This window comes from Frankia sp. AgKG'84/4 (assembly GCF_023242965.2).
Lineage (GTDB): Bacteria > Actinomycetota > Actinomycetes > Frankiales > Frankiaceae > Frankia.
Genome location: NZ_JALKFU020001038.1, coordinates 1 through 1,697 on the forward strand (window position 1 = coordinate 1; position 1,697 = coordinate 1,697).

1 protein-coding gene is annotated in these 1,697 nt (G+C 73.5%); it reads left to right on the top strand.

Annotated elements, in window-relative coordinates; genetic code table 11:
* A partial coding sequence (locus tag MXD58_RS27090; RefSeq protein WP_250610729.1) for a GAF domain-containing protein occupies positions 1 to 1,693 on the top strand: 1,693 nt, incomplete at its 5' end.
* Positions 1,694 to 1,697 lie beyond the last annotated feature (4 nt).

Below are 1,697 nucleotides of genomic sequence, written 5' to 3' on the forward strand. Positions count from 1 at the left end.
GGCCGCGCGGGTGCTCGGCCGCCCGCTGCGCGAGATGGCCGGCCGGTCGGCCACCAAGACCCTTCTCGACGTGGTGCGCACGGCGTTCGACCTGCGCGAGGCGAGCCCCGTCGACCTCACCCTCGGCGACGGCGAGGACGTCCGCCGCTACGACGCGCTGCTGCACCGGGTCGGCGACCTGATCGTCATCGAGCTGCAGCCCGCCCGCGGGGCCCGTCCGCTGTCCTACGCCGGCACCTACGCCCGGACCCGGCAGTCCGTGCTGCGCCTGAACGGTTCCCGTTCCCTCGACGAGCTCTACGGCGTCGTCGTCGAGGAGGTCCGCCGCCTCACCGGCTTCGACCGGGTGATGGTCTACCGGTTCGACGCGGAGTGGAACGGCGAGGTCGTCGCCGAGGCGAAGCTCGACCGCCTCAACAGCTTCCGTGGCCTGCACTACCCGGCCACGGACATCCCGGCGCAGGCCCGCGCCCTCTACGAGCGTTCCTGGCTGCGGCTGATCCCCGACGTCGACTACCGGGCGGTCCCGGTCGTCCCGGCGTTCGACGCCGACACCGGCGAGCCACTCGATCTCAGCGACGCCTGGCTGCGCAGCGTCTCCCCCATGCACGTGGAGTACCTGCGCAACATGGGCGTCACCGCGTCCATGTCGATCTCGCTGCTGCGCGACGGCCGACTGTGGGGCCTCATCGCCTGCCATCACTACTCCGGCCCGCACGAGCCCGGCTACGAGGTCTGTGCCGCCGCGGAGTTCCTCGGCCACCTGTTCTCGCTGCGGCTGGTGTCGCGGGAGGACGAGCAGACCGTCGCGTCGTCGCTCGCCAGCCGTCGGGTGCTCGACCAACTCGTCGCCGCCGCGCAGCGCGACGGCGCGTCGATCGCCGCGTCGCTCACCACGGGCAGCCCGAACCTGCTCGACCTGATCGGCGGCGGCGGGGCGCTGGTCGCCGTCGACGGCGAGTACCGCACGATCGGCGAGGTGCCGCCGCGGGAGGTCGCCCGCCGGGTGTTCGACACTCTCGGCAGCCAGGAGTCGATCCTCGCGCACGACTCGGTGCCGGTGGATCTCCCGGATCTCGCCGACTACCGCGACATCGCCTGCGGCATGCTCGCCTTCCGGTTCTCCCGCGACGAGGGCGTCGCCTGGTTCCGCCCCGAGGCGCTGCGCACCGTCGACTGGGGCGGCGACCCGCACAACGCCAAGATCATCGCGGCGGAGGGCGACGAGGTCCGGCTCAGCCCGCGGCGGTCCTTCGACCGCTGGCGCGAGGTCGTCCGCGACCGGGCCCAGCCCTGGTCGGCCCATGAACGGGCGCTCGCCGAGGAGCTGCGCCAGGCACTGACCCGCGCCGCCTACCGCCAGGCCCGCCAGAGCGCCGACCTCACCCGGCTGATGCAGGAGAGCCTGCTGCCCGAGCGGCTGTGGACCATCCCCGGCTTCGAGATCGAGGCCTGGTACGACCCGGCGGCCGCCGGACGGGTCGGCGGTGACTGGTACGACGCCGTGCCGCTGCCCGACGGCCGGGTCGCCGTCGTCGTCGGCGACGTCGCCGGCCACGGGGTCGCCGCCGCCGGCACGATGGCCCAGCTACGCGGCGCCCTGCGCGCCTACGCGGTCGCGCTCGACCCGAAGGCGCCCGACGAGCCCAGCCCCCCATGCAGCCAGGATGTTCATCTTGCTTCTCCCGAGTAGTGCT